Annotated in this window: 5 protein-coding genes and 1 pseudogene; 4 read left to right on the top strand and 2 right to left on the bottom strand. The window is 65.9% G+C overall.

Annotated features, from left to right (window positions below; all coding sequences use genetic code 11):
• Positions 1-42 precede the first annotated feature (42 nt).
• Entirely contained in the window at positions 43-1,107 is a 1,065-nt protein-coding gene (locus KH616_RS18980; protein ID WP_292249683.1) for a phytoene/squalene synthase family protein, read from the bottom strand.
• Positions 1,108-1,410: 303 nt separating this feature from the next.
• Between KH616_RS18980 and KH616_RS18975 the strand changes: the two genes are divergently transcribed.
• The 4 genes from KH616_RS18975 to KH616_RS18960 all read left to right on the top strand — a co-directional run bounded on the left by KH616_RS18975 (position 1,411) and on the right by KH616_RS18960 (position 5,566).
• The gene (locus tag KH616_RS18975; protein WP_292249682.1) at positions 1,411-2,274 is read left to right on the top strand and encodes an MOSC N-terminal beta barrel domain-containing protein; all 864 of its coding nucleotides are present in this window, start codon (positions 1,411-1,413) and stop codon (positions 2,272-2,274) included.
• A 143-nt stretch (positions 2,275-2,417) separates the two neighbouring features.
• Positions 2,418-2,858, top strand: a complete 441-nt coding sequence (gene hpaR, locus KH616_RS18970; protein WP_292249681.1) for a homoprotocatechuate degradation operon regulator HpaR — start codon at positions 2,418-2,420, stop codon at positions 2,856-2,858.
• Between the two features lie 260 nt (positions 2,859-3,118).
• Positions 3,119-3,466 (top strand): DUF3564 family protein, encoded by a 348-nt coding sequence (locus tag KH616_RS18965; protein WP_292249680.1) that lies wholly within the window; start codon positions 3,119-3,121, stop codon positions 3,464-3,466.
• A gap of 339 nt (positions 3,467-3,805) precedes the next feature.
• Positions 3,806-5,566, top strand: a complete 1,761-nt coding sequence (locus KH616_RS18960; protein WP_292249679.1) for a penicillin-binding protein 2 — start codon at positions 3,806-3,808, stop codon at positions 5,564-5,566.
• Between the two features lie 30 nt (positions 5,567-5,596).
• Here the strand turns inward: KH616_RS18960 and KH616_RS18955 are convergent.
• A pseudogene (locus KH616_RS18955) lies at positions 5,597-7,103 on the bottom strand (cation:proton antiporter); the annotation flags it as partial.
• Positions 7,104-7,236: the final 133 nt, after the last annotated feature.

The raw sequence follows: 7,236 nt of genomic DNA, 5'->3' as shown, positions 1-7,236 counted from the left end.
GGGAGACACCGATGCACAGTCGCGCGCGTGCGCGCCGCCGGCTCAGCGTGCGGCGGGCGCCGCGATCAAGGCGTCGACCGTGTCGACGAGGCTCGTCACGCGGGCGCGGATGGCGGCATTCGAGCCGACCATCGCCAGCGAGCCGGCCATGATCCGGTAGATCCGTTTGCGCAGCACCTTCGCCGGGCGCGCGGGGTCGAGCCACGCATCGTGGCGCGCCAGCAGTTCGAGCGTTTCGAGACCGATCAGGATCGGCCACAGGCACGCCAGCCGCAGCCGCACGAAGCGTCGGGGGATGGCGAGCGTGTACAGGCAGGCATCGCGGTATTGCGCAAGCGCGACGCGCAGCAGGTCGAACAGCACGCCGCGCGCACGCTGCGACGCATCGGGCGACAGCAGCTCGGCGACACTGAGCCCGTATTCGGCCAGCACGTCCTGCGGCAGGTAGCAACGGCCGATCCGCAAGTCCTTCGCGCAGTCGCGCAGGATGTTGGTCATCTGCAGCGCCTTGCCGAAGCGAATCCCCTTCTCCCGCATGTCCGGCAGATTCCATTTGCGCGCCGCGCGCGTGTGCGCGCCGGTCATGTCGGTCCAGAATTCACCGACGCAGCCGGCGACGAGATACGTGTAGCGATCGAGCGCATCGCGCGTCGTGAGCGCGGCGACCTGCCCCGACCGCTCGTCCGGGAACGTGCACAGGTCGAACTCCATGCCCGACGTCAGCGTCGCGACGACCTTGCGGATCGCCGCGCCATCCGCGCCCGATTGGGCGCGCAACAGCGCGAGCATCGGCTGCATCGAGCCGAGCAGGATGTGCTCGTGCGAATCGGCCTGCATCCGCGTGACATCATCGAGTTCGCGCGACAGCACGGCGCCGTCGTCAAGATTTTCGACGTTGTCGCGCAACATCGTCAGCAGGGCGGCACGCCGTTCGGGCGCGACCAGTGCGGTGTCGGCAATCGTATCGGCCGCGCGCGCGAGCAGGTACGCCAGGCCGACCGGATCGCGCATGCCGTCGGGCAGCACGCGCAACGTCAGGTAGAAAGACCGGGAAACGTTCTTCAGAAGTTCGCCGAGCAGGTAGGCGGGATCGTGATGGGTCGTCATGTGTCGGGAAAATCGGCGGAGCGCGGGCGCCGGACGCGTGCCGCGCCCCGCGCCCGCGCCCGCCTGCGAGTCGCCGCATCCGCGCGTCCGGCCGGCGGTCCGCCCGGCGCGGGGATGCAAAAGTCCCGCAAGTGTAGTGCATCCTGCGCGCCGCCAGCCTCATGATTGACGTGCAGGCAGTCATGGCCCGGCTCCGATGGCGGGTTCCGGGTACGATGCGGCACAACATGACGAACGCCTTTCAGGCGGTCTGGCACAATCGCGCTTCGACTTTCCCCGCCATCGTCATCAGAAGCCAGCGCCATGCCAATCATCAGTGAACTCTTCGTTTATCCGATCAAGTCCTGCGCCGGCATGTCGCTGCATCGCGCGCAATTGCTCGAGACCGGCCTCGCCTACGACCGGCACTGGATGGTGACCCGCGCCGACGGCCAGATGATCACGCAGCGCACGCATCCGCAACTGGCACGCGTGCGCACCGCATTCGACGACGACATTCTCGTCATCACCGCGCCCGGCATGCCCGAACTGCGTACGCCGCTTGCCGCGGACGGCGCGGCCGCCAGGATGACCGCGACCGTCTGGAACGACACCGTCGACGCGTTCGATACTGGCGTCGACAGCTCCGCCTGGTTCACCGGCTACCTCGGCATGCCGGCCAGGCTCGCGCGCTTCGCGCCCGATGCGCGGCGCGCGTGCAGCCGCAAATGGACGGGCGAGTTCGACGCATCGACCCAGTTCGCGGACGGCTACCCGTTGCTCGTGATTGGTCAGGCATCGCTGGACGACCTGAATGCGCGTCTCGCCGCGAAGGGCGCGCCGGCGATCCCGTTCGATCGCTTCCGGCCGAATCTCGTCGTGAGCGGCCTCGACGCCTACGCGGAAGACTACGTCGAGCATTTCGACGCACAGTCGGACGGAACGTCCATGCGGTTGCGGCTCGTGAAGCTGTGCACGCGCTGCCCGGTGCCGACGATCGACCAGCAGACCGGCGCGCCCAACCCGGCATGGCCACACGAACCGACCGACACCATGCAGGCCTACCGCGCGCATCCGCGCTTCGACGGCGCGCTGACGTTCGGCAATAACGCAATCGTCGTCAGCGGCGCAGGCGGCTTCCTGGAAGTCGGCCAGACGCTCGATGCGGAACTCGGCTTCGGCGACTGAACAGGTTCGCGGGTGATCGGTGCACGCCTGTTTCACACCTGAAATGCCTCATCTGCGCGTCACAACCGCGATTACCCTGACAGGCGAAATTTGTCACAGCCGCCTGTTAAGATTGGCGCCTTCCCCGACACCCGTGTCTCCCGATGAACGCCATGCTCGATCACCGCAATCTGGCCATGCTGTTGCTCGAAGCCCGCGAAACGTTGATGGGCCTGTTCCGCCCCATTCTCAAGGAATTCGCGCTGACGGAGCAGCAATGGCGGATCATCCGCGTGCTCGATGGCGAAGCGGCGAACGCGCTGGAAGCGGGACAGATCGCCCGGCGTTGCTGCATCCTGAGCCCGAGCCTGACGGGCGTGCTCGAGCGCATGGAGCGTGACGGCCTGATCCTGCGTACGCGCGCCCCGGAGGATCAGCGCAGGCTGCTGGTCAGCCTGACGCCGCAAAGCCGGGAACTGGTATCGGAAATCGGCCCGCGCATCGACGAGCAATACCGCCTGCTGACGGATCGCTTCGGCGCGGCAGCGCTCGACGATGTCTACCGGGCGCTCGATCGCCTGATCGAATTCGGCCACCGCGCGTGACACGCGCATCCGCCACACTGCGCCACCCGTTCGTTTCGATGCTGCGCCACCGCGCGACATAAACACGCGGACATGCGTCACGCCGCGCGTCTCGCCACCGCAACGCGGCGCCGGCATGGCATGCCGCGCCATTCTCGATCACAGCTTTATGTCGAAAATCCATTTCTCCCGTTATTGCGCCTTGCGTTTTGCACGAGCCTATCTAGACTGAAGAAGTCTTAACGGTCGAATCTGTCATTTTCTTAAAGGGGGACGAGCCAATGCGCCTCACGATTCGTATCAATGGCAGCGATTCGGCGACTCGGCATGCATTCGCAGTGCTGTGGGTCGACACTGACGAAGGGCTGTGGTCTCGCGAAGCGCATCAGGGTTTCAATCTGCCGACCTGGGGCAAGGTCAAGGACGTCGAGGGCGCGATGGCGCTCTGCGCGGCCGACGGCGGCAAGGCCGTATGCCGGCTCCAGGGGCTGTCGTTCGATACGGCCAGCCACGAACACGGCGCAGCCGTGATGGAGGGCAGCCAGGCAAAAAATGCATGGCAACTGCAGGAAGTCGATACCTGCACGATCGAGCCGGAATACAAGGAATTTATTTCCGTCGACCGGTAGATTTTTTTGTCATTTATCGTCTGCAGGCGTCGGGGTTATTTGGGTTTTATCCGTATTTTTTACGCGTTTCGATTATCCATCGCCCCGCCCGGGGCGTTTTTATTTCCGCGAACGATGTAAATAAGGGCCGGACAAAACCGCGCCTGCTCCCCTCTATATCCGGTGATCACCGCGTCTCGCGCACGCATCCGGCTCCGCCCACCACGCCCACTTTCATCGCAGGCGCACGCACCGATTGACGGGAAAAATAACATTTCCCAAACATACTTATTACTCATTCATTACAATCGCATTATTCTGACTGACAGTCCGTGGCCCCGGCGCCCGGAACCGCTCCGCGTGAAAAAGAAGACCCACCCCGCCGATCCGTACGCCACCGCGACGAAAAACCCCGTGCTGGCGTCGCGCCTGCCGATGTGGCGCTCGAAGTTCGTCCTGATCCTCATGTTCCTCGCCTTCGCGTCGCTGCTCGGCCGCGCGTTCTGGATACAGATCGCCAACCAGGATTTCTATGCCGGCCAGGGCCAGAAGCGCTATCAGCGCACGATCGAACTCGATGCAATGCGGGGCCGCATCGTCGATCGCAACGGCGCGCTGCTCGCCGTCAGCCTGTCGACCTACGAAATCTGGGCGAATCCGAAGCAGGTTGCCGAGGCCGACTATGCGGCACTCGCGACACTGCTCGACATGCCGCTCGCCGAATTGCGACGCCGCATGAACAACGAACGTTCGTTCGTGCTGCTCAAGCGCCAGGTCGATGCCGATACCGCCAGCCGGATCGACAAGCGCTCGATCGGCGGTGTCACGCAGATCGCCGATTCGAAGCGCTACTACCCCGAAGGCGAATCGGCCGCGCACGTGGTCGGGTTCACGAACAACGAGGACAAGGGCCAGGAAGGCGTCGAGCTCGCCGCCAACCATCCGCTGTCGGGTACGGCCGGGCAGCGCGAGGTGATCCGCGACCGGCTCGGACGCATCGTGTCGGACACGCGTCCGCTCGTGCCCGCGCAGCACGGTGCGACCATCGCGCTCACGATCGACCGGCGCATCCAGCAGCTCGCATACGCGAGCCTGAAATCGGCGGTGGTCGCGAACAACGCGCAGGCAGGCAGCGTCGTTGTCCTCGACGCGCGGAACGGCGAAATCCTCGCGCTCGCCAACTATCCGACTTTCGACCCGAACGACCGCACGCGCCTCACCGGCCAGCAACTGCGCAATCGCGCGGTGATCGACACGTTCGAACCGGGCTCGACGATCAAGCCGCTCGTCGTCGCGCTGTCGATCGACGAAGGCAAGGTACGCCCGCAGACAATCATCAACACGTCGCCCGGCACCTACAAGATCGGGCCGGCCGTGATTCACGACACGTCCAACCATGGCGCGCTGACCGTCGCGCAAGCGCTGCAGAAGTCGAGCAACGTCGCGCTTGCAAAGCTCGCGCTGAACCTGCCGGCCGAAACCATCTGGAACAAGTATCAGGAATACGGCATCGGCCGCGCGCCGGAGCTGACCTTTCCCGGTGTCGCGTCGGGCCGGCTGCGGCCGTACAAGCGCTGGCGGCCGATCGAGCAGGCGACGATGGCGTATGGCTATGGTCTGTCGATGTCGCTGTTGCAGATCGCACAGGTGTACACCGCGTATGCCGGCGACGGCACGCTGCATCCGGTCTCGCTGCTTCGGAACGACAACGATCAGAAAACGCTGGACGCGCATCGCGGCCATCGCGTGACGTCGCCGCAGACTGCCGCGTCGATCCGGTCGATGCTCGAGATGGCGGTTGGCGAAGGCGGCACGGGGCGCGCCGCGCGCGTGGACGGCTACCGGATCGGCGGCAAGACCGGTACCGCGCGCAAGCAGGTCGGCGCGTCGTATGCGAAAGGCAAATACCGCGCACTCTTCGCGGGGATGGCGCCGATGAGCCACCCGCGCCTGATCGTCGCCGTGATGATCGACGAGCCGAACGGCAAGGGCTATTACGGCGGTACGGTGGCCGGACCGGTGTTTTCGTCCGTGGCGAGCGGCTCGCTGCAACTGCTCGGCGTACCGCCGGACGCGCCCGTCACGCAGGACCGGCTCGCGCCGCCGAAGGCCGGCGCGTAGGCGCGGCGCGAAGCCGGGCGCTGAGTGCAGTCAGGACGCGTGCGCGGCCGGCCTCGCCATGCGCCCGAGCACGTGATCCATCATCCCGCGCGCCAGCTCGCTCTCGCTCATGAACACCGTCCCGACGCCCTCGCTTTCGAGCAGCGCGGCCTCATCGGCGCTGTTCGTGCACAGTGCGACCTCGAGCGACGGATTGAGCGTGCGCGAAATCTCGACGATTCGCCGCACGTCGAATGCGTCCGGGAGCGTCACGACCAGCATCCCTGCGCGGGCGATATGCGCCTGCACCAGCACGATCGGCTCGATCGCATCGCCGGAGACCGCAGCGACGCCATCGGCACGCAGCTTCTCGACCAATTCCCGATTCTGCTCGACGACCACATACGCGACCCCGCGTGCACCGAGCGCCTGCGCGATCCGGGCGCCGACGCGCCCGTAACCGACAATCACGACCTGCCCGGTCAGTTGCGCCTGCGGCGTCGACATCGGCAGCGCGGCGAGCGGATCGTCGCGCGCCTCGAGCCGGCGCGCGAATGCGGAATGTGCGCGGATCCACGCGAGCGCGGGCTCGATGGCGGCGAACGCGAGCGAATTCAGTGCGATCGAGATCAGCGCGACCGCGAGAATCAGGTTCTGCCCTTCGGACGACAGCAGCCCGAGCGCATGGCCGAGGCCGGCGAGAATGAATGAGAACTCGCCGATCTGGGCAAGGCCCGCGCCGACGATCAGCGCCGTATTGAGCGGATAGCGAAACGCGAGCACCAGCGCGACCGCGGCGAGCGTCTTGCCGACGAGCACGATCGCCGCGACTTCGATGACATGCAGCGGCTCGTTGAGCAGCACGTTCGGATCGAACAGCATCCCGACGGAGATGAAAAACAGCACGGAGAATGCGTCGCGCAACGGCAGCGTCTCGTCGGCCGCGCGGCGGCTGAATTCCGACTCGCGCATCATCATCCCGGCGAAGAACGCGCCGAGCGCGAACGACACGTCGAACAGCTTCGCCGCGCCGAAAGCGACGCCGACCGCCGCCGCGACCATGCACAGCGTGAACAGCTCGCGCGAGCCGGTGCGCGCGACGAGCCAGAGCAGGCGTGGAAACACGCGCTTGCCGACGACAAGCATCAGCGCGATGAACGCGGCCACCTTCAGCATCGTCACGCCGAGCGTCCCCCAGACGCTTCCGCCCGGCGCGCTGCCGGCGGGCGAGCCGCCGAGCAGCCCGGCCAGCGGCGGCATCAAGACGAGCACGACCACCATCACGAGATCCTCGACGACCATCCAGCCGACCGCGATGCGTCCGTTGACGGTCTCGACGAGCCCGCGCCCCTCCAGCGCGCGCAGCAGCACGACCGTGCTCGCCACTGACAATGCGAGGCCGAACACGAGCGCCGCGCCGATGCCCCAGCCCCACAGCGTCGCGAGCGCACCGCCGAGCAGCGTCGCGGGAACCTTGGGAAGTCCGGCGGGCACGATCGCCGCAAGCGCCAGCAGGGGTATGCTCACCCAGACTACCACCCAGTCCTCGACCCGGAATTGTTCCATCCATTTTTTCATAAGGCGTTCGGTTTTTCAGTATTAGAATATGCCGGAAAGCATCAGCGCAACCACATTGCGGCCGGAGACGTCGCGGGCAGCGTAATCTTCGTAGGTATAGTTCAGCTGGCAGC

The organism is Burkholderia sp. (assembly GCF_018375725.1).
Classification (GTDB): Bacteria; Pseudomonadota; Gammaproteobacteria; order Burkholderiales; family Burkholderiaceae; genus Burkholderia.
This window is presented reverse-complemented; position numbering and strand designations above follow the sequence as displayed.

Bases quoted from the DNA above. Each gene is read 5' to 3' on its own strand.
- KH616_RS18980 (WP_292249683.1), bottom strand. From the start codon at position 1,107: ATGACGACCCATCACGATCCCGCCTACCTGCTCGGCGAACTTCTGAAG.
- KH616_RS18975 (WP_292249682.1), top strand. From the start codon at position 1,411: ATGCCAATCATCAGTGAACTCTTCGTTTATCCGATCAAGTCCTGCGCC.
- hpaR (WP_292249681.1), top strand. From the start codon at position 2,418: ATGAACGCCATGCTCGATCACCGCAATCTGGCCATGCTGTTGCTCGAA.
- KH616_RS18965 (WP_292249680.1), top strand. From the start codon at position 3,119: ATGCGCCTCACGATTCGTATCAATGGCAGCGATTCGGCGACTCGGCAT.